We start from the raw sequence: 18,636 nt of genomic DNA, 5'->3' as shown, positions 1-18,636 counted from the left end.
CCGGTGTCGGCGCCGTTGCCTAGGCTGGTTTCGTGAGCGTCGCAGACAGCGATACCGCGGTGTCGTCCGGGGCCTCCCGGCGCCCGGCGGAACCGTTGCGCGCGCTGGTCACGGGATACGACGGCTACCGGCTGGCCGGATTCGAGCCCGGGATCCACCTCGGTCTGCCGTCGCCGTGCCTCACGGTGATCGTGACGATCGACGAGCCGCTCGACATCGCCGCCCAGGCGACGCCCGAGCAGGCGCCCGGTCGTTTCGACACTCTGGCCAGCGGCATCGCGACGGCGCCGGTAACGATCCGGCACGACGGCAACCAGCACGGCGTCCAGCTGGCGCTCAGTCCCCTCGGCGCCCGGTCGCTGCTGGGGGTGCCCACCGCCGCCCTCGGCGCCTGGGTCGTCGGACTCGAGGAACTGCTCGGTCCCGACGCGGGGGAACTGACCGAACGGCTGTCGCGCGAACCCGGCTGGGACGAGCGGTTCGCGATCCTCAACGAGGTCCTGACGCGCCGCGCGGAGCCGGCGGAGATCGACCCGCACCTCACCCGCGCCTGGCATCTGCTCGTCGCCGACGGCGGTATCCGGGTCGGCGAGGTCGCGCGCGAGGTCGGCTGGAGCCGAAGGCATCTGGTGAACAAGTTCGTCGCGGAGTACGGCGTGACGCCCAAGGACGTGGTGCGGTTGTCCCGGTTTCATCGTTCGCACCGGATGCTCAAGGGTGCCGCCGGGGCGACGCTCGCCGACGTGTCCGTGGTGTGCGGGTACTACGACCAGGCCCACATGGCGCGGGACTGGCGCGACCTCGCGGGCGTCGCACCGTCGCGGTGGCGCGAGATCGACCCGTTCTCATTCGTCCAAGACCCCTACCACGACGACGGCGCAGAGTGAGGACATGACTACTTCGACGCACACCACATGTGTATGGCCCACGCTCGTCTACCGCGACGCGCGCGCCGCGATTCGCTTCCTCGTCGACGCCTTCGGGTTCGCCGAGAACGCGGTGTACGGCGAGGGCGACCGGGTCGATCACGCAGAACTCGGCTGGCCGAAGGGCGGCGGGATCATGCTCGGTTCGCCCAGCGAGGACTCGGTCATCAGCGACCTGCCGCCGGGGACGGGCTCGGTGTACCTCGTCGTCGACGACCCCGACGCGCTCCACGAGCGCGCCGTGGCCGCCGGTGCCACGATCGTCCGCGGACTGCGGAACGAGGACTACGGATCGCGCGGCTTCACCTGCCGCGACCCCGAGGGTGTGTTCTGGAGTTTCGGCACCTACACCGGCGCGTAGACCGCCCGATCACGCCCCGTGCCCGGCCGAACCTCCTCGCCGGGCCTCGGCGGAGGTGGCGGCGTGCCGTCCCCGAACGGCCTGCCGCCGAGTTGTTCACGCCCGTGCGGCTCGAGCCAGCCGGACAGGTCGGGACCCTTCGGCACGATCCGGGTGGGATTGATGTCGGTGTGCACGATGTAGTAGTGCTGCTTGATCTGGGTGAAGTCGATGGTGTCGCCGAACCCGGGTGTCTGGAAGAGATCGCGGGCGTAGCTCCACAGCACGGGCATCTCGTCGAGTTTGTTCCGATTGCACTTGAAGTGTCCGTGATAGACCGCGTCGAACCGGGCCAGGGTGGTGAACAGTCGCACGTCGGCCTCGGTGATCGTGTCGCCGACGAGGAACCTGCGGTCGGCCAGACGGTCCTCGAGCCAGTCGAGGCGGGCGAACAGGCGGTCGTACGCGGATTCGTACGCCTCCTGGGACCCGGCGAAGCCGCACCGGTACACCCCGTTGTTGACGTCGCGGAACACGAGATCGGCGACCTCGTCGATCTCGTCGCGCAGCGGCTCGGGGTAGAGGTCGGGCGCGCCCTCGCGGTGGTATCGCGTCCATTCCGAGGACAGATCGAGGGTGATCTGCGGGTAGTCGTTGGTGACCACCTGCCCGGTCGGGACGTCGACGATCGCGGGCACGGTGATGCCGCGGGGGTAGTCCGGGAAACGTGCGAAGTACGCGTCCTGCAGGCGCGGGATCTTCAGCACGGGGTCGAGCCCGTCCGGATCGAGATCGAAAGTCCAGCTGCGCTTGTCGTGGGTGGGGCCGCACAGCCCCATCGACAACACGTCCTCGAGTCCGAGCAGTCGCCGGACGATGATCGCGCGGTTGGCCCACGGGCACGCCCGGGCGGCGACGAGGCGGTAGCGGCCCGGTTCGACCGGATAGCCGTCACGGCCGTCGGCCGTGATGCGGGTGGGGATGTAGTGGGTGTCGCGCGTGAACTCGGCGCCGGATTCGACGTAGGCGCCTTCCGTGCTGTGCGGTTCTGCCGTTCGGTCTGTCATGGTCGACTCGTCCCCGTCTTTCGATGTCTCTCAGAGCGTACTTCGGGAGATCGTGACCGCGGCATACGTTCCCAGTTCCCGGTACCCGGCTCGGGCAGCGAGCGCGCGCGAGGCCAGATTGTCGCGGGGTGAACGGCATTGGGCGATCAGGCCGCTGTCGAGTGCGTCGTCGGTGGCGATCCCGGCGACCGCGGCGCCCAGCCCCCGGCGCCGGAACGCCGGAGCGGTCAGGACACCGACATCGGCGAGGAAACCCTGGAACTCGGCGTACCCGGCGGAGCTGACCGGTTGCTCCGCGTCGTCGAGAATCGTGAACCATCGGTCGCGGTCACCCAGATGGGCCTCGGTGACGTCGTCCGGGGGACACGCCTCCTCGACCTGCCGGACGTGGTCGTGTTCGTGGGAGACGAGCGGTGGCTGCCCGGTCGCGGGTTCCTGGTAGTCGGTGCCGAACGCGAGCACCACGGGACCGGCGCACCGTCCGGACCGATCCTGGGTGAGGGCGAGCAGGGTCGCGGATTCGGTCAGTTCCCCCGATGTGTGCCCGTCGGCACGCTCGATCGCCCACCGCGGGCCGACGAGCGCGGACGTCTCGCCCAGGCGCAGGAATCGGATCGTGTCCGTGTCGTCGTCCACCCGGACCGCGCGGTCGTCGGCGTCCGGCCGGGTGGACAGTGCGTCGTCGGGCAATCCCAGTTCGCGTGACCAGGCGAGTCGAATGATGTCGAGGTGATGGGAGTCCACGGGACCCACGGTAACCGCTTGTTCCCCGTCAACCCGGACGGTATATTCCACGTGGAGTATTCGACTTGGAGTAGTGGAGGTGGTGACCGTGGCACTCACGCCGCTCGGTGTCACCATCCTCGGTCTGCTGTGTGAGCGGACGATGCATCCGTACGAGATGTACCAACTCGCCGCCGTCCGGCGTGGACGCGTCGTGAAGATCCGGCCGGGGTCGCTGTACCACACCGTGAGCAGGCTCGAAGGTGAAGGACTGGTGCGCACCACCGGTACCGACCGGGCGGGAAACCGGCCCGAACGCACCATGTACGAGGTCACGGATGCGGGTCGGGAAGCGCTCGTCCAACGGGTGAGCGACATGCTCGCCACCCCGGTGCACGAGTACCCGCAGTTTCCCCTCGCGCTGGCGGAGGCGCACAACGTCGACGCGCCCACCGTCGTGGAACTGCTCCGGGAACGGCTCGATCACCTCACCCGCGAGATCGACGAACTCGAGGCCGCCGCCGCCCTCGCCTGTTCCACCGAGACCCCCAGGATCTTCCTCCTCGGCAACGAATTTCTCGTCACCGTCGCCCGCGCGGAGCACGAATGGCTCAGCGCCCTGGTGGCCGACATCGACTCCGGAGCCCTCCCGTGGCTTTCGCCGGAACTTCTCGAACGACTCACACACTCACGCCGGATCCCATCCGGTTCAGCAAAGGATTGATGATGGACACCGAGCGCACCGCACCACCCACGTCGCCACCCGAGCACCGAAATCCCTGGCCGGCGCTGTGGGCCCTCGTCATCGGCTTCTTCATGATCCTCGTCGACAGCACCATCGTCGCGGTGGCCAACCCGGCGATCATGAACGACCTGCACACCGACATCAACAAGGTCGTCTGGGTCACCAGCGCGTACCTGCTGGCGTACGCGGTGCCGCTGCTGGTCACCGGTCGCCTCGGTGATCGGTTCGGGCCCAAGAACATCTACCTGATCGGGCTCGTCCTGTTCACCGGGGCGTCGCTGTGGTGCGGACTGTCCGGCACCATCACCATGCTCATCGTCGCCCGGGTCTTCCAAGGACTGGGCGCCGCACTGATGACGCCGCAGACGATGGCCGTCATCACCCGCACGTTCCCGCCGGACCGCCGCGGCACCGCGATGGGTCTGTGGGGCGCCGTCGCCGGGGTCGCCACCCTGGTGGGACCGCTCGCGGGCGGTGTGCTCGTGGACAATCTCGGCTGGGAGTGGATCTTCATCGTCAACGTCCCCGTCGGCGTGATCGCGTTCGTGCTGGCCTGGCGACTGGTGCCGTCGCTCGAGACCCACGAGCACAAGTTCGACATCCCCGGGGTGGTCCTCAGCGCGCTCGGCATGTTCTTCCTCGTGTTCGGAATCCAGGAAGGCAGCTCCTACGACTGGTCGGAGACCGTGCTGGCATCGATCGGCGCCGGCCTCGTCCTGCTCGGTGTCTTCGTCTGGTACCAGTCCTGGAACAAGAACGAGCCGCTCCTGCCGCTGGGCCTGTTCAAGGACCGCAACTTCTCGCTCGCCAACGTGGCGATCACCTCGATGGGATTCGCGATCACCGCGATGGTCCTGCCGCTGATGTTCTACACTCAGGCGGTGCGGGGTCTGTCGCCCACACGGTCGGCCCTGCTGCTCGTGCCCATGGCCGTCCTCACCGGCGTGTTCGCTCCGTTCATCGGCAAGCTCGTGGACCGCACCCACCCGCGGTACATCGCGGGCGCCGGATTCCTGCTGTTCTCGGTCGCACTCGGCTGGCTGTCCATGGTCATGTCACCGGACGTGGCGATCTGGAAGCTGCTGCTGCCCATCGGACTGATCGGCCTCGCCAACGCGTGTATCTGGTCGCCGCTCGCCGCCACGGCCACGCACAACCTTCCACCCCATCAGGCGGGCGCCGGAGCAGGCGTCTACAACACCACCCGCCAGGTCGGCGCCGTGCTCGGCAGCGCCGCGATCGGCGCACTCATCACGGCCCGCCTGTCCGCGCAGGGACTGAACGCCGACAGCCAGGAGGCCGGTGTGGGGGAGATGCCCGAGTTCGTGAAGGAACCGTTCGCGACGGCGATGTCGCAGTCGATCTGGCTGCCCGCCGCCGTCCTGCTTGTCGGGTTCGTCGCCTCGGTGTGCTTCGCGCGACCGTTGCGCGAGAAGAAGCCCGGAGTCAGTGCGGGCGACGCAGCCAGTCGGGAAACATCACTGCAGGGTTGAGGTAGTCCGCGGGATCCAACGCCTGCTTGATCGTCCACATCGCGGTGATGTCCTCGCGGCTGAGGGCGAGGTCCAGATAGTTGCGCTTGTGTGCGCCGACGCCGTGCTCGGAGGCGATGTTGCCGCCGTGATCGCGGATCAGTTCCGTGACCGGCCGGTACAGCACGGACTCGTCGGGGCAGCGCAGGACGTTGAGGTGGACGTTGCCGTCGGCGACGTGCCCGAAGAACACCGGGATCGCGTCGGGTTCCCGGCTCGTCACCATTGCGACCGCGTCGGCGACGAATGCGGCGAGGGTGTCCAGCGGGAGGGCGGCGTCGAACTTCAGCGGGGGTCCGAACAGTCCGACCACGTCCGCGAACGCGTCCCGCGCCGACCACACCCGGGCGCGGCCTGCGGGATCGATCCCGACGGCGGGTTCGTCGTCGGGAGCGCACTGCTCCAGCGCCTCCGCCAGCTCGTCGGTGAGGTCGCGGTGGCCGGCCAGCTCGACGAGGAGATACCACGGTAGGCCCGTGGGAACTGCGAAACCCAGCCGCGAGGAGGCCAATTCGAGCCCGCGGCCGTCGAGCATCTCCACGGCGTCCACCCCCTCGAGCCGCCGGACGACGCGAGCCGCGTCGATCAACCCGGGCAGTTGTGTGAAGCCGGCGAGGGCCGTCACGCGGAACTCCGATACGGGGCGGAGCGCGAGATCGACGGTCGTGACCACGCCGAGAGTGCCCTCGCTGCCGACCCACAGCGCGGGCAGATCGTATCCGCAGTTCTCGGCGCCCACCCGCATGCTGCGCCGCACGATCGCCCCGTCGGGGAGCACCACCTCCAGGCCCAGCACCTGCGCGGACATGTGGCCGTACCGCACGGTGTGCAGCCCACCGGCATTGGTCGACACCATGCCGCCGATCGTCGCGGTATCGCGGGAGGCGATGTCGACGCCGAACAGCAGTCCCGCGTCGGACGCGGCGTGCCGGAGCGTCGCGAGGGTGACCCCGGCGCCGACGGTGACACGCAGGTTCTCGCGGTCGACGGCGCCGACCGCGGTCAGCCGTTCCGTCGACAGCAGCACGTCGTCGTACTCGGGAACCGTGCCCGCTTCGAGTCCGGTCCGGCCACCCTGCACGGTGACCTTCACACCCGCTCGGCGGCAGATGCCCAGCACGGCCGAGACTTCCGCGGCATCCGCGGGCCGGGCGAGTGCGCTCGCCCGCCCGCTGTAGCGTCCCGTGTGGTCGGTGGCGCGGGCTGCGAGCACGTCCGCGTCCACGGTCACGAACCGTTCTCCGACGGCGTCGGCCAGCGCCGCGCGCAGCGAGTCCACACCCCGATCGTAGGCGGAACGCGTGTGGCAGTCTGGCGGCATGACTGAGCCTGCCGCTGCGGCGCATCCCACCCGACTCGAGCGTGTCCGTACCGACGCCGGCGCCGAGATCGCGATCCTGACGTTCGCCCACGGCGCGCTGAACCTCTTCGATCAGGCGATGTTCGACGCCGTGCAGGCCGACGTCGCGGCGCTCGCCGAGAATCCGCCGCGCGCGGTGCTGCTGCGCGCCGAGGGCAAGGTGGTCTCCGCGGGGGTGGACGTCCACGTGTTCGACGGGCTCACCGCGGAACAGGGCGCGGATCTGTGGCAGGAGCTGTTCGCCGAGATCTGCCATCCGCTCGAGGCGCTGCCGTGCCCTGTCGTGTACTCGGCGCACGGACTGACGCTGACCGCGGCCTTCGAGATCGCGCTCGCCTGCGACATCATCCTCGCCGCACCGAAGGCGAAGTTCGGACTGGTCGAGACCGTGGTGGGGCTGACCCCGTCGATGGGCGGTCCGCAGCGGCTGGCCGAGCGGGCGGGGTCCGGCCGCGCCCGGGAGCTGGTAATGACCGGCGACCTGTACGACGCCGCGACGCTGCGCGACTGGGGTGTGGTCAACGCCGTCCACGAGGATGTCGACGCGGAGGCACGCGCCCTCGTCGCACGCCTGGCGGACGGGCCGACGCGCGCACACGACGCCACGAAGCAGATCATCTCCGCGTGGCGGTCGGGTGGAATCGCGCACGCCGACTCGATCACGCCCGACGTGTCGGGTGCGCTGTTCGAGACCGAAGACCTCCGGGGTGCGGTCCGCAGCTTCCTCGACGTCGGACCGGGCAAGGCGACGTACCGCGGACAGTAGGCGTCGGCGATCCGCTCCCCGCAACTGTGACGGGCGTCATATAGTCGTGGCAACGTCCCGGTCGCGCAGCAGTGTCGTCAGCGGAGGTGCAGATGCCGTCGTCCCTCGTCGAGTACCCGAGTAGTGGTCCCTTCTTCCACGACGACCGGGTGGTCCGTGGTCGCGACGGCCTGCTCCGGTACGGCGGGCTCAACCCGTCGCTCACCGAGCTGCTCGACATCTCGGTACACCGCTACGCGGGCCGGGTCGCCGTCGAGGAGGACGGTGGCCGGTCGCTCACGTTCTCGCAACTGTGGACGTCCGCGGCGCGGGTGGCCGGCGGGCTGAAGTCGAAGGGCGTCGAGATCGGCGACCGGGTCGCCGTCCGGCAGCCCATGGGGGTCCGCTGGGTCGAGGCCTTCCTCGGGGTGTTGCTGGCCGGCGGCGTTCCGGTCGGGGTGAGCCCGGCACTCGACGACGCGCGGACCGGCGAGGTGCTCGCCGACAGCGAGTCGGTGCTGATCCTCGACGGCGAACTGCCGGAAGGAATCTCGTTCATCGACGACGGCGCGAGCCCCGACGAGCTGGTGCTGCTGTCGTACACGCCCGGACCGTCGGAGTCCCCGAAGGGCGTGGAGCTGAGCAACGAGAACGTCCTCTCGACCATCGAATCCGTGCTCCACGCGCGCGGGTTCAGCTCCGAGGGACTGCGGAATCTGCTCGTCGAACCCGAACTGCATACCGTGGGTTCGCTCGTCGAATTGCTCTCGACGCTGGTGGTGGGCGGAACGGTCCTGTTGACCGGGAGCACCGACGCGGCGTCGTGGCGCGGCACCGGCGCCGACGTGCTCACCGCGGCGCCCGCCGTCCTCCTGCGGGCCGTGGAGAACTCGCGGGTGACGAGTTTCGGCCGGCGGGCGGTGCGCTGGATCGACTACAGCGGCTCCGGCCTGTCCCTGGAGCAGTCACAACTCCTCCGGCGGACGTTTCCTGCGGCCAGGCACTTCCTCGGGTGGGGGATGACCGAGACGTGCGGGGCGGGCCTGGCGCTACCCGACGAGTGCGCTTTGACACACGCGGGCAGCGTGGGCGTCGCGTTCGGCGGGATGGAGGTGGCCCTCCTCGGTCCCGACGCCGGCCGCGGTGTCGGCGAATTGCTGTGTCGCGGTCCGGGAGTCAGTCGCGGCTACTGGAATCGGCCCGAGGTCACCGCGAAGACCTTCACGGGTGGCTGGTTTCACACCGGCGACACCGCGAATATCGACGGCGACGGCTTCGTCCGTATCGTCGACCGCGACACCGCTGCCTAGGTGGTGCGAAAGGCAGGTATCCACCCGTGAGCTCTCCCGTCGCCGAGCTGCACATGCACATCGAGGGTTCCCTCGAACCCGAGCTGATCTTCGCGCTGGCCGAACGGAATTCCGTGCAGCTGCCGTACGCGGACCTCGACGATCTCCGATCGCGGTACGAGTTCACCGATCTGCAATCGTTTCTCGACCTGTACTTCGCCAACATGCAGGTGCTGCGGACGGCGCAGGATTTCGCGGACCTCACCCGTGCCTATTTCGCGCGGGCGTCGGCGGGCGGTGTCGCGCACGTGGAGTTCTTCTTCAACCCGCAGGCCCACATCAATCGTGGTGTCCCGCTGCACGAGGTGCTCGACGGGATCATGGACGCGGTGGCAACCAGTGAGCGGGAGTTCGGCCTCAGCAGTGCCGCGATCGCCGCGATCCTGCGAGACCGTCCCGTGCACGAGGCGGAGGAGGTGTTCTCGGAGATCATCCGATTGCAGACGCCGATCGTCGGGCTCGGGTTGGACTCGGCCGAGGTGGGAAACCCGCCGTCGCTGTTCGAGGACGTGTTCGCCCGCGCCCGGTCGGAGGGACTGCACGTGGTCGCCCACGCAGGGGAGGAAGGCCCGCCGGAGTACGTCTGGCAGGCGCTCGACCTCCTCGGCGCCGAGCGCATCGACCACGGGGTGCGGGCGCTCGAGGACCCGGCACTCGTGGCGCGTCTGGTGGACGAGGAAGTGCCGCTGACCGTGTGCCCGCTGTCGAACGTGCGACTGTGCGTCGTCGACTCGCTGTCCGAGCACCCGCTGCGGACCATGCTGGAGGCGGGTCTGCTCGTCACCGTGAACTCCGACGACCCCGCGTACTTCGGCGGGTACGTCGACGACAACTTCGCCCAGCTGCGGGATCAGCTCGGCCTCACGGATGCCGAGCGCGAAACCCTCGCGCGCAACTCGATCAAGGCGTCGTTCGCGAGCGACGCGCGCAAGGCACAACTGCTCCGGGGCTGACGGTTTCGCGGCCGGCCTTTCCGGCGGTCAGTCGATCAGCCCCGTGTCGCCGAGGCTCGCGACGACGGCCAGGACGTCGCGGTCGCGGCCGTACGGGCCGACCAGGCAGAGGCCGACGGGAACTCCGTCGTCGGTGCGCAACGGCACGGTCGCGTTGGGCAGGCCGGAGATGGTTGCGAGGCACGTGAGCATGCCGGTGGCGCGCATCGTGTTCCGGAACCGGTCACCGCTCGGGTAGCTCGTCCGCTCGGGGGCCGTGGACGAGGTCGCCGGGAGCAGGAGCAGGCTGTCGCCCACGTACGCGGTGATCGTCTGCGACGCCTCGCCGAGCTTGATCAGCTTCCGGCCGTACGTGGATTCCCAGATGCGGCTCGCGTCGGCGAAATTGCGGCCGGGTTCGTCGCCGAGCGACGTCATCGCCCCGCTCACCCAATCGCCGTGCAGCCGCCACGCCTCGTAGCCCTGCACGGCGACGACGGCGTCGTACCAGTCGGGAAGCCGGCCGATGTCCGTGTCGGTCCACGTCAGCCGGGGGAGGGAACTCTTCTCCCACGCGGTGAGGGCGCGCCGCACCGCGCCGAGCGCTCCCGCCTCGGCGACGGCGTTGATGCCGTCCGAGGTGAGCGCGCTACGGAACGGGGTCTCCGCCGTGAGCGGGAGAAGCGCGCCGGAGACCGCGACGAGGGTGTCGAGGTCGCCGCAGACCCACGCCGGGGTGTCGAATGTGGGCGACAGCGGGAACAGCCCGTCGGTGGAGACGGCGCCCCGGGACGGCGCGAAGCCGTACAGGCCCTGATACGAGGCGGGGATGCGGACGGAACCGGTGGTGTCGATACCCAATCCGATGTCGGCGGAACCCTGCGCGACCGCGCTCGCGGCGCCCGACGTCGCGCCGCCGGGCAGGCAATCCTCGGCGCGGGGGTTGGGCGGTGTGCCGAATTGCTGGTTGATGCCGGAATGCCCGTACCCGAGGTCGTCGGTCTGCGCCAGGCCCACGACGCGGGCGCCCTGACCGAGGAGGCGCGCCACCACTGCGGCGGTCCCCGTCTCGACGGGTGCCTCGGCGAGCCGCCGTCCGCTGCCCGCACCGATCTGCTGTCCCGCAACGGCATACAGGTCGGTGACCGCGAGTCGCATGCCGGCGAGTGGCCCGTCACCGGTCGGCGCGACCAGCGGATCCCCCTGCACGCGCCACGTCGCCTTGTCGACCGGCACGGTTTCGGACACCGCTCCGCCACCCGGAACGGACAGGCCGTCGGGAAGCGGCGGAACCTCCGGATCGTGCAGGCGTTCCCCGCACGCGCCGAGCATCACGGCACCGAGCGCCGCCGCCCCGGACGCACCCGCGGCGCGAAGGAAGTCGCGACGGTCGAAAGATCGACTGGGGGCCACCTAGCCCACGTTAGCGACCGAGGACCTGCTGGAGGTACGCGTTGCCGAACATTCGCTCGGGGTCGTACTTGTCGCGCACGGCGACGAACTCGTCGAAGTTCGGATACGCGGGCCGCAAGTCGTCGGCGGTGCGGCCGTGCAGCTTGCCCCAGTGCGGTCGCCCGTTCACTTCCCGGGCGATGGCCTCGACCGCGGAGAAGTACGGCTCGTGATCGCGGCGATGGTACTGGTGCACCGCGATGTACGCCGTGTCCCGGCCGTTCGCGGTCGACAGCCACACGTCGTCGCCCGCGGCGAAGCGGACCTCGACGGGGAACGCGACCGTGAAACCGGATTTCTCCACCCACGAATCGATCGCCGCGAGAGTGTCGGGGAGGGCCTCGGTGGGAACCGCGTATTCCATCTCCCGGAACTTGACCCGGCGCTCCGACGCGAAGACGCGGTAGCTGCGGTCGGTGAACTCGCGTGCGCTCAGCATGCGCGACGACAGCCGGTTGATCTTCGGGATCGCTTTCGGCGCGAGGCCTGCGACCCTGTTGATGCCCTCGAACAGGACGTTGGCGAGCAGTTCGTCGTCGACGTAGGCGCGCACCGGGTGGAGCGGAGAGGCCGGAGTGTCACCGGGTAGCCGGGTGTTGCGTTTCGTCAGGACGCGGCGGGTGTGTGGAAACCAGTAGAACTCGAAGTGGTCGATCGTGGTGCGGTCGTGGTCGAGCCGGTCGAGGGTGGCGTCCAGTGACTCGGGCTTCTCGACGGCGTGCATCACATAGTTCGGCACGCACTGGATCGTGACCTTCGAGATGATGCCCACGGCGCCGAGCCCCAGGCGTGCCGCCTCGAACAGTTCGGGGTTCTCGGTGGGGGAGCAGTCGGCCACCGAGCCGTCCGCCAGCACCACCTGCAGGGCGCGGACCTGAGTGGCGAGACCTCCGAAACGCGCTCCGGTGCCGTGTGTTCCGGTGGACAGCGCACCCGCGATGGACTGCACGTCGATGTCGCCGAGGTTGATCATCGCCAGGCCACGGTGCCAGAGTTGCTCGCTCAGGTCGTGCAGCCGCGTGCCGGCGAGGACGGTGACGAGGGCGCCCGCCGGTTCGTCGAGCGTGACGGATTCGATCCCGGTGAGGGCGTCGAGGCTGACGAGGATCCCGTCGGTGACGGCGACCCCGGTGAAGGAGTGGCCCGACCCCACGGCCTTGACCCGCTGCCCGTGCTCCGCGGCACCGCAGACGAGCGCGCTGAGCTCCTCTACCGAGCGCGGAGTCGCGAAGCGCAGCGGGTTCGCCGTCTCGGTGCCCGCCCAGTTGCGCCATGTGTCCTGTGCCATTCGCCCATCATGAACCTGGACGCTCGTCCAGGCAAATGGCGGGTTGGTCGGGCGTCCGTGTTGGTCACGGGCGAGGCCCTCGCAGGTTCTACGATCAGAGGATGCTGAACAGGCTTCCTGCGGATGAACGTCGTGCCCAACTCGTCGAGTCGGCGCTGGCCATCGCGGAGCAGCGCGGCGTCGCGTCGGTCACGGTGCGTGCCGTGGCGGAGGAGGCGGGCGTCTCGCTCGGTGTGGTGCACTACTGCTTCGAGAGCAAGGAGGAGCTCCTCGCGGCGATGGGTGAGAGTCTTGTTCTGCAGCTCAGCGCGTCGATGCGGCTGGCGTTCGGTCAGGTGCGGCACGCGCCGGACCTCCGTGGGATCGACGGTCTGCGCGAGCTCCTCCACATCGGGATCAGCGGAATGTGGCCGATCATCGAGGCCACCCCGGACCGCCAGTTGCTGACGTACGAGATCACCGCGCAGGCGTTGCGTCACCGGGCCTCCGGGAGCGAGCGGGCCGGCGACATCGCCGGTCAGCAATACCGGACCATGGACGAGGAGGCGATCGAGTTCCTCGCCGAGTGCGCCCGCATCGCCGAAGTCGGCTGGGCCACCCCGGTCGAGGCGATCGCGCGATTCGGGCTGGCCATCCTGGATGGGCTCGTGCTGCGGTGGCTGGTGGACCGCGACAGCGAGGCGATGATCGCGGCGCTGGACGACATGGTGCACGTGATCGCGTCGAAGGCGGTCGAGCGGGTCTGAGCGGGTCCGATTTGATCTGGACAATCGTCCAACTCGGTGGTTGACTGGCGTCGCAGACCGATGGACAAGATTGGACGAACTGTGACGCCCACGCTCGACCGTCTCATCGCCTCGACAACCGAGGTCGACCCGCCGTTGGCCGCGCTCGACCTGACCACGCTGCGCGCCAACGCCGCCGACCTGGTGCTGCGCGCGGGCGGCATCCCCGTCCGCGTCGCCAGCAAATCCGTTCGCTGCCGCGCGGTACTCCAGGTCGCCCTCGGGGAGAATCTCACCGGGGCCGGCGGGTTCCGCGGGATCATGGCGTATTCGCTGCGCGAGGCGATCTGGCTCGCCCGCCGCGGCGCGGACGACATCCTCATGGGCTACCCGACGGCCGACCGCGGCGCCCTCGCCGAACTCGCGGCCGATCCCGAACTGCTGAACCGGATCACGTTGATGGTCGACAGCGACGACCACCTCGACTTCGTTCTCGCCGCGGCAGGCACCACGTCGCTCCGGGCCCGGCTGTGCATCGACGTGGACGCCTCGCTGCGGCTCGGGCCCGTCCACATCGGGGTCCGCCGTTCCCCGCTGCGCGAACCGTCCGCCGTCGCCGCGTTCGCGAAGCGTGCCGCGGGGCGGGGGTTCGCCGTCGTCGGCGTCATGTTCTACGAAGCGCAGATCGCGGGTCTGCCCGACTCCAGTCCGCCGATCGGCTGGATGAAGCGGGCATCCGCGAAAGAACTCGCGACCCGTCGCGGTGCCGTGGTGAACGCCGTGCAGTCGGAGGTCGGGGTGCTCGAGATCGTCAACAGCGGGGGCACCGGCTCGCTCGAGGTGAGCTCCGCGGACCCGGTCGTGACGGAGGTGACGGCCGGTTCCGGTCTGTACGTCCCGACGCTGTTCGACGGATACCGCGCGTTCCGCCCGCACCCGTCGCTGTACTTCGCCCTGTCGACGGTCCGGCGGCCGAGTCCCGGCATCGCGACGCTGTTCGGCGGCGGCTACATCGCCTCCGGTCCCGCCGGGGCCGCTCGCGTGCCCAAGCCGGTGTGGCCGCCGCGGCTGAAGCTACTGCGCAACGAGGGCGCCGGGGAGGTCCAGACCCCGGTGACCGGAAAGGCGGCAACGGATCTCGGCATCGGGGACCGGGTGTGGTTCCGGCACGCGAAGGCCGGCGAGTTGTGCGAGCGGTTCACCGACGTGCACCTCGTCGAGTCGGACGGCTCCCGCACCGTGGTGCCCACTTACCGCGGCGAAGGTCAGTGCTTCGGCTGACCGGTGAGCCGCATGAAGGCACCCAGCTCGGTCAGACCCTCCGGGGTGCTCGGCATGTACTGCGTCAACGATTCCGACCGGATGATGATCGCAGCCCACTTGCCGCGGGATACCGCGACGTTCATCCGGTTCCGCGACAGCAGGAACGACATGCCGCGCGGCACGTCCTCGATCGCGGACGCGGTCATCGACACGATGGCGACGGCCGCCTCCCGCCCCTGGAACTTGTCGACCGTGCCCACCTCGACCTTGTCGAGGCCGACCGCGGCCAGATCGCGTTCGATCAACCCGACCTGCGCGTTGTACGGCGCCACCACCAGGATGTCGGACTCGTCGAGTGGGCGGGTGCCCTCGAACTCGCTGGGGTCGGTCCAGCCGGAACCGAGCAGCTTCGTGATCCGGTTGACCACCTCCCGCGATTCCTCGGGGGATTGGGTGGCGTTGCCCTGGTGGTCGACGAAGACGGTGTGCACACCCGGTTCCATGCCGTCGAGTCGGCGTGCGGCACTCGCCGATTCCTGCGAACGCAGCTTGCCGTCGTAGGACAGTGTCGACACGGGTGCGCACAGTTCCGGGTGCATCCGCCACGTGCGTTCGAGGAAATAACCCCGGCTCGCGGGCAGCGCCCCGTGCCCCTCGGCGAGCCACCCGAGTGCCGACGCGTCCACCGGTTCCGGATGGGTGCCCTGGCTGACCTGCGGAAGCTGCTGGGGGTCGCCGAGCAGCAGGAGATTGCGTGCCGCACCGCCCACCGCGATGGTATTGGCGAGAGCGAACTGCCCGGCCTCGTCGATGACCAGCAGATCGAGGCTGCCGGGCGGCACGCGGTCGGTGTTTGCGAAATCCCAGGCGGTCCCACCGATCACGCAGCCCGTTTCCTCGGCCTGGTCGATGAAGCCGGGGTAGTCGTTGGAGCTGATGTCGGTCCATGTCGCGGCGCGATGCCGCCCGTCCTTCTTTGCGACGAGCTCGGCGGGGAGCCCGGCCTTCACGACGCCGCCGAGCATGTTCTCGATCACCGAATGCGACTGTGCGACCACGCCGATCCGCCAGTGGTGCTGCTCGACGAGCGCCTTGATCACCCGGGCCCCGGTGTACGTCTTGCCGGTGCCGGGAGGTCCCTGCACCGCGACGTACGAGTCTTCGAGGTCGAGTAGTGCCGCGGTGATCGCGCCCGCGTAGTCCGTGCCGTCGACGGGTGGGAGCGGATGTCCGCTCCGGGTGCGAGGGTCGGACCGACGGAGAATGTCCACCGACGCGCACAGCGGGAGTTCCGGCAGCGGTGAGCACATGGCGTCCGCCGCCACCGCGATGGACGATTCGATTCGGTCGGTCGTGATCGGGGGCCCGGGGGTGATCGCCGTCGGAAGTTGCACGTACTCCTCGCCGTTGAGAAGTTCCTCGACGATCACCACGTCGCGGCGCCGGCCGTCCTTCCCGACGTCGAGAACGTTGACCGTGCACGTTCCCCGCTGCTGCGGATTGTCGCCCGCGACCGCCTCGGGTGCGGGAGTGTCGTAGAGCGCATACATCGTAGTCTTGGGCCCCACCGTGCTCCCTGTCCCGAAACGGCCGGTGAGCTGCAGGCGCCGGCGCAGCTTGCGCTGCCGCGGGCTGCTCTTGTGCCAGTTCTCCTCGACGACCGCGGACGACACCACCAGAACGTCCCGGATGTCCGACAATTCGTCGTGCGGCACGACCAGCCGATCGAAATGCGCCCACCAGAACGGTTTCCGCTCGCGGCGGTGATAGCCGACCGCCGCCGCCATGAGCGCGGCGGCCTGCTGGTCGTGTCCCCGGTGCTCGCTCGGCCCGTGCCCGGCGAACTCGCGCAACGCCGCCTCCGCGGGGGTGCACTCCTCGGTGACTGCGGTGGGCCCGTCGCCGGGCGGCCGGAGGGCGACACCGTGCGTCTCCGCCTGCCCGATCAGCCAGTCGCGCAGCCGCAGCGTGGAATCGCAGTCGTACTCGTTGTAGTCGGCGATTCCCTGCAGCAGCGCGCGCGCCTCGTCCTCGCGGCCGTTGTCGCGGTGATCGCAGTAGTCGGCGTACGCGACCACCGACGCCGCGGCGTTGGTGACGTCGCCGTCGCGCGGTTGCTCCGGCATGTACAGCGGTTCGAGTTTCTTGATGCTGTAGGACCGTTCGCCGATGCGCAGGCACCCGCGCACCACCGGATACAGATCGACGAGGACGTTGTCGCGCAACAGGGTGTCGACGGTCTCCTCGCCGACGCCGTGCCGTCCCGCCAGCCGCAGCAGTGCCGACTTCTCGTACGCGGCGTAGTGGTAGATGTGCATGTTCGGGTACTGCTGACGACGCGCGCTCACGTAGTCGAGGAAGTCGACGAGCGCCTGCCGCTCCTCGGTGCGGTCGTGTGCCCAGAACGGCCGGAACACGGCGGCGTCGGCGGGACCCTCGACCACGCCGAAGAGGTATTCGAGACCCCAGTCCGTGGAACCGTTCTCGGCCCAGAGCGGGTCGCCCTCGAAGTCGAAGAAGATGTCGCCGTCGTCCGGTTCGGGCAGACCGCCCAGAGCCTGCGGGGCGTACACCTGGAACTCGGGGGTCCCCGAGGACTCCTGCCGCAACTGCAGGGCGGCCTGCGCGCGAAGCGATTCCAGGGTGCGCTCGGGCAGTCCCTCGACACTGCCCGCGTGCGCGGCGAGGGCGTCGAGGGTGCCGATCCCGGCCGCGATCAGCCGGCTGCGCTGCGTCGAGCGCATTCCGGCGACGAGCAGGAGGTCGCGGTGCTGCTCCACCTCCGGGGTGCACGTGTCGCACCGGCCGCACGCCGTGTACCGGGGGTCGCCCCACTCCGCGAGGGACTGCTCGTCGCGGTGCTCGTCGAGAATTCGTTCGAGCGAGGACCGTCGCGCAGAGTACACGGGAACGATGTCGCCGAGCGAGTGCGCCGAGTCGCTGTCGTCGCCGAGCAGCAGGTGGACGTCCGGGGACGTCGGGATCCCGTTGTCGGCCAGCGCTTCCGCGTACGCGGCGAGCTGGAGCAGGGCCGACACCTTCGCGTGCCGTGACAGTTTGGTGTCGTAGACGGCGTACGTGTCGCCGTCGCGGACGAGGAAATCGCAGAAACCCAGGAATCGGCCGTCGAAGAACGTGCCCTGGTACACCACGTCGGCGCCGCCGCGGATCGCCTCCACGGTGGCCAGGTTCGCGTCGAAGAGACCCACCGCGGTGTACTCGGGACGGTCCATCGTGACCACCCCGTCGCCGTACTCGGCACGGAACTGCTCGAGCCGGCGGTGTTCGTGAGCATCGCCCAGGCTCGAGGTCCGTCGCAGCATCGGGTCGTCGTCGACGGACGTGGCGGCGGACCCGGCGCCGGCGAGTCCGAGCGTGGCGTCCAACCGGCGTAGCAACGCGAACTCGCAGGTGGCGGCCGCGGAGAGGTCGCTGGCGCTGTAGACGATGGTGTCGTCGAGGAGGAACACAGCTACGTCCCCAGTTCTGCCGGTGAGTTCACCCGGCCGATTGTGCCATCGGGGTGCGACAGGCCCAGAATGGCAGCCATGCCTTTCTTCGACGGCCACTCCGGACGAGTCCACTACCGGCACTGGAGCGCGGTGGGAGGTCCCGTCGCCCAGGTGGTGTTTCTCCACGGTATGGGGCAGCACACGGGTCACTACCACCGGTTCGCGCGCGGACTGACGCCTGCCGGAATAGGGGTGTGGGGAATCGACCAGGCCGGTCACGGATTGTCCGAAGGCGACAATCCGGGATCCGTGGCGGACCTGGCGGAGGACGCCGCGCTTCTCACCGGTCTCGCAGGCAGACACGCGCCGGATGTTCCGCTCGTGCTCATGGGGCATTCGCTCGGTGCCGCGGTCTCGATGGAACTTCTCGTGTCCGGTGACCCCGGCTTCCGGTGCGCGATTCTGTGCGGGACACCGAAGACCGCCGCCGTGCAGCAGACGGCGGACGCGCTGGGGTCACTCGGGATACCGCTGCTCGCGGTTCACGGTGTCGACGACCGCATCGCACCGATCGACCCCGTGCGGGACTGGGCGGCAGGGATCGCAGGACTCGAATTCCGGGAGTTCGACGACGCCGGACACGACCTGCTTCACGAGAAGGTCCACGCCACCGTGACCGCGGTGGTCCGCGACTTCATCCTGGGCGCTGCGCACCCGTGAGTGTTCGAGGAGTCTCT

At 69.4% G+C, this 18,636-nt stretch carries 16 protein-coding genes; 10 read left to right on the top strand and 6 right to left on the bottom strand.

Annotated features, from left to right (window positions below):
* The first annotated feature begins 32 nt into the window (after positions 1–32).
* Together WKC72_RS30365 and WKC72_RS30360 are read left to right on the top strand one after the other, a co-directional pair.
* A complete protein-coding gene (locus WKC72_RS30365) occupies positions 33–887 on the top strand; it encodes a helix-turn-helix domain-containing protein (RefSeq protein WP_370180640.1) in 855 nt (284 codons plus the stop codon).
* A gap of 4 nt (positions 888–891) precedes the next feature.
* Positions 892–1,287 (top strand): VOC family protein, encoded by a 396-nt coding sequence (locus WKC72_RS30360; protein ID WP_370180639.1) that lies wholly within the window; start codon positions 892–894, stop codon positions 1,285–1,287.
* Here WKC72_RS30360 and WKC72_RS30355 read toward each other — a convergent pair.
* Together WKC72_RS30355 and WKC72_RS30350 are read right to left on the bottom strand one after the other, a co-directional pair.
* Positions 1,272–2,333, bottom strand: a complete 1,062-nt coding sequence (locus WKC72_RS30355; protein ID WP_370180638.1) for a glutathione S-transferase family protein — start codon at positions 2,331–2,333, stop codon at positions 1,272–1,274. The genes WKC72_RS30360 and WKC72_RS30355 overlap by 16 nt on opposite strands.
* A 30-nt stretch (positions 2,334–2,363) precedes the next feature.
* Positions 2,364–3,086, bottom strand: coding sequence for a GNAT family N-acetyltransferase (locus WKC72_RS30350; RefSeq protein ID WP_370180637.1), 723 nt, complete (start codon positions 3,084–3,086; stop codon positions 2,364–2,366).
* Between the two features lie 70 nt (positions 3,087–3,156).
* Here WKC72_RS30350 and WKC72_RS30345 point away from each other — a divergent pair, with 70 nt between their 5' ends.
* Together WKC72_RS30345 and WKC72_RS30340 are read left to right on the top strand one after the other, a co-directional pair.
* Positions 3,157–3,780 carry a PadR family transcriptional regulator gene (locus tag WKC72_RS30345; protein WP_370180636.1) on the top strand — a complete coding sequence of 208 codons (624 nt, stop codon included), beginning with the start codon at positions 3,157–3,159 and terminating at the stop codon, positions 3,778–3,780.
* 2 nt (positions 3,781–3,782) lie between these two features.
* Positions 3,783–5,294 (top strand): MFS transporter, encoded by a 1,512-nt coding sequence (locus tag WKC72_RS30340; RefSeq protein WP_370180635.1) that lies wholly within the window; start codon positions 3,783–3,785, stop codon positions 5,292–5,294.
* Here WKC72_RS30340 and WKC72_RS30335 read toward each other — a convergent pair.
* Entirely contained in the window at positions 5,248–6,654 is a 1,407-nt protein-coding gene (locus WKC72_RS30335; protein WP_370180634.1) for an FAD-binding oxidoreductase, read from the bottom strand. The genes WKC72_RS30340 and WKC72_RS30335 overlap by 47 nt on opposite strands.
* On the opposite strand from WKC72_RS30335, the gene WKC72_RS30330 reads away from it, so the two are divergent.
* The 3 genes from WKC72_RS30330 (at position 6,653) to WKC72_RS30320 (ending at position 9,740) form a co-directional block, all read left to right on the top strand.
* Entirely contained in the window at positions 6,653–7,459 is an 807-nt protein-coding gene (locus WKC72_RS30330; protein WP_037244441.1) for an enoyl-CoA hydratase/isomerase family protein, read from the top strand. The genes WKC72_RS30335 and WKC72_RS30330 overlap by 2 nt on opposite strands.
* 92 nt (positions 7,460–7,551) lie before the next feature.
* A complete protein-coding gene (locus tag WKC72_RS30325; RefSeq protein WP_112302154.1) occupies positions 7,552–8,748 on the top strand; it encodes a class I adenylate-forming enzyme family protein in 1,197 nt (398 codons plus the stop codon).
* 26 nt (positions 8,749–8,774) lie between these two features.
* Positions 8,775–9,740, top strand: coding sequence for an adenosine deaminase (locus WKC72_RS30320; protein WP_370180633.1), 966 nt, complete (start codon positions 8,775–8,777; stop codon positions 9,738–9,740).
* A 27-nt stretch (positions 9,741–9,767) separates the two neighbouring features.
* Here the strand turns inward: WKC72_RS30320 and WKC72_RS30315 are convergent, their stop codons facing one another.
* Positions 9,768–11,132, bottom strand: coding sequence for an amidase family protein (locus WKC72_RS30315; protein WP_037244451.1), 1,365 nt, complete (start codon positions 11,130–11,132; stop codon positions 9,768–9,770).
* Between the two features lie 10 nt (positions 11,133–11,142).
* Positions 11,143–12,459, bottom strand: a complete 1,317-nt coding sequence (locus WKC72_RS30310; RefSeq protein WP_037244454.1) for a D-arabinono-1,4-lactone oxidase — start codon at positions 12,457–12,459, stop codon at positions 11,143–11,145.
* Positions 12,460–12,560: 101 nt separating this feature from the next.
* Between WKC72_RS30310 and WKC72_RS30305 the strand changes: the two genes are divergently transcribed.
* Both WKC72_RS30305 and WKC72_RS30300 read left to right on the top strand, forming a co-directional pair.
* Complete coding sequence (locus WKC72_RS30305; protein WP_037244456.1) at positions 12,561–13,205, top strand: TetR/AcrR family transcriptional regulator; 645 nt, start codon at positions 12,561–12,563, stop codon at positions 13,203–13,205.
* 60 nt (positions 13,206–13,265) lie between these two features.
* Entirely contained in the window at positions 13,266–14,465 is a 1,200-nt protein-coding gene (locus WKC72_RS30300; protein WP_370180632.1) for an amino acid deaminase/aldolase, read from the top strand.
* Here WKC72_RS30300 and WKC72_RS30295 read toward each other — a convergent pair.
* The gene (locus WKC72_RS30295; protein ID WP_370180631.1) at positions 14,450–17,917 is read right to left on the bottom strand and encodes a TM0106 family RecB-like putative nuclease; all 3,468 of its coding nucleotides are present in this window, start codon (positions 17,915–17,917) and stop codon (positions 14,450–14,452) included. The two genes, WKC72_RS30300 and WKC72_RS30295, sit on opposite strands and share 16 nt — an antisense overlap.
* A 78-nt stretch (positions 17,918–17,995) precedes the next feature.
* Here WKC72_RS30295 and WKC72_RS30290 point away from each other — a divergent pair, with 78 nt between their 5' ends.
* Complete coding sequence (locus tag WKC72_RS30290; protein WP_052033808.1) at positions 17,996–18,619, top strand: alpha/beta hydrolase; 624 nt, start codon at positions 17,996–17,998, stop codon at positions 18,617–18,619.
* Positions 18,620–18,636: the final 17 nt, after the last annotated feature.

It is taken from the genome of Rhodococcus wratislaviensis, from assembly GCF_041228765.1.
GTDB lineage: Bacteria > Actinomycetota > Actinomycetes > Mycobacteriales > Mycobacteriaceae > Rhodococcus_F > Rhodococcus_F wratislaviensis.
The sequence above is the reverse complement of the archived record's forward strand: the minus strand, read 5'-3'. Positions and strand labels throughout refer to the sequence as shown.

Coding starts and splice junctions, on each gene's coding strand:
- WKC72_RS30360 (WP_370180639.1), top strand. CDS start 892: ATGACTACTTCGACGCACACCACATGTGTATGGCCCACGCTCGTCTAC.
- WKC72_RS30355 (WP_370180638.1), bottom strand. CDS start 2,333: ATGACAGACCGAACGGCAGAACCGCACAGCACGGAAGGCGCCTACGTC.
- WKC72_RS30340 (WP_370180635.1), top strand. CDS start 3,783: ATGGACACCGAGCGCACCGCACCACCCACGTCGCCACCCGAGCACCGA.
- WKC72_RS30330 (WP_037244441.1), top strand. CDS start 6,653: ATGACTGAGCCTGCCGCTGCGGCGCATCCCACCCGACTCGAGCGTGTC.
- WKC72_RS30335 (WP_370180634.1), bottom strand. CDS start 6,654: ATGCCGCCAGACTGCCACACGCGTTCCGCCTACGATCGGGGTGTGGAC.
- WKC72_RS30325 (WP_112302154.1), top strand. CDS start 7,552: ATGCCGTCGTCCCTCGTCGAGTACCCGAGTAGTGGTCCCTTCTTCCAC.
- WKC72_RS30310 (WP_037244454.1), bottom strand. CDS start 12,459: ATGGCACAGGACACATGGCGCAACTGGGCGGGCACCGAGACGGCGAAC.
- WKC72_RS30305 (WP_037244456.1), top strand. CDS start 12,561: ATGCTGAACAGGCTTCCTGCGGATGAACGTCGTGCCCAACTCGTCGAG.
- WKC72_RS30300 (WP_370180632.1), top strand. CDS start 13,266: ATGGACAAGATTGGACGAACTGTGACGCCCACGCTCGACCGTCTCATC.
- WKC72_RS30290 (WP_052033808.1), top strand. CDS start 17,996: ATGCCTTTCTTCGACGGCCACTCCGGACGAGTCCACTACCGGCACTGG.